Consider the following 866-nt stretch of genomic DNA (forward strand, 5'->3'; position numbering starts at 1 on the left):
CGGGTACTGCAGTGTTCACCCGGTCCGTCCCTGCCGGAGAACGCTGGCAGTCTGCTTCCAGGTGGACGGCGACAGGATGGAGCCATGCAGCGCAGGCAGGTCGGCAGCGGCAGTGCGGGCAGCCCTGCGGCCGGAACCCGATACAGCGTCGTCGCGGGCGGCAGTCTTCACGACACGCGACGGCGCATCCGGCGTCGCCGCGGATTCCTGCGTATCGACCGCGGCAAGCCGCAGCGACGCAGCGAACGTCTCAGCGCCTGCAGGGGCGGGCCGGCCGGCGTCGGGCGCTGCGGTGCCTGAAGTGCTGACGCCCGGTGTAGTGACAGAGTGCAGGACGTTGACCGACTGCTCCGTGACGCCGAGATAGAAACGGGTTCCCTCGGCGTCGACCACCACGAAGGACGCCTTCGCGCTGATCCCCTGGCGGGCCACCACCGACACGAGCCCGGCACCCGCCTGCCCGCCGTTGAGCTTCGAGACCTTGCGGTGGAGCACCCAGAGAAGCGCGAGCACCACGCCGAGCGAGAGCAGAACCCTCAGGGCAAGGACAACAGCGTCCATCTAGTGCGAGCCCTCGGCGACATCGAAGATCTGGGTGATCCGGACCGCGTAATCCTGGTCGACGACGACCACTTCGCCGTGCGCCACGAGGCGCCCGTTGAGCAGCACGTCAGCGGGGGCGCCGGCGGAGCGGTCGAGTTCGATCACGGCACCGGGCTCGAGGTCCAGGACATCGCGGACGGACATCCGGGCGCGTCCGATCTCCACCGTCATGGCCATCTCCACGTTGCTGATGCGGCCGAGGTTTCCTGCACCGTTCGTGTGGGCGGCGCGGCGGGACGGCGCACTCGACGAGCCCCGCAACC

At 69.5% G+C, this 866-nt stretch carries 2 protein-coding genes; both read right to left on the reverse strand.

What is annotated here, in order from left to right; all coding sequences use genetic code 11:
- Window positions 1-15 precede the first annotated feature (15 nt).
- Window positions 16-561 (reverse strand): FliO/MopB family protein, encoded by a 546-nt coding sequence (locus tag Y705_RS17895; RefSeq protein ID WP_049822368.1) that lies wholly within the window; start codon window positions 559-561, stop codon window positions 16-18.
- A partial coding sequence (fliN, locus tag Y705_RS17900; protein ID WP_081737843.1) for a flagellar motor switch protein FliN occupies window positions 562-866 on the reverse strand: 305 nt, incomplete at its 5' end. It abuts the gene before it with no gap.

Source organism: Arthrobacter sp. H41 (assembly GCF_000520535.1).
In the GTDB taxonomy this organism is placed as follows: domain Bacteria; phylum Actinomycetota; class Actinomycetes; order Actinomycetales; family Micrococcaceae; genus Arthrobacter_D.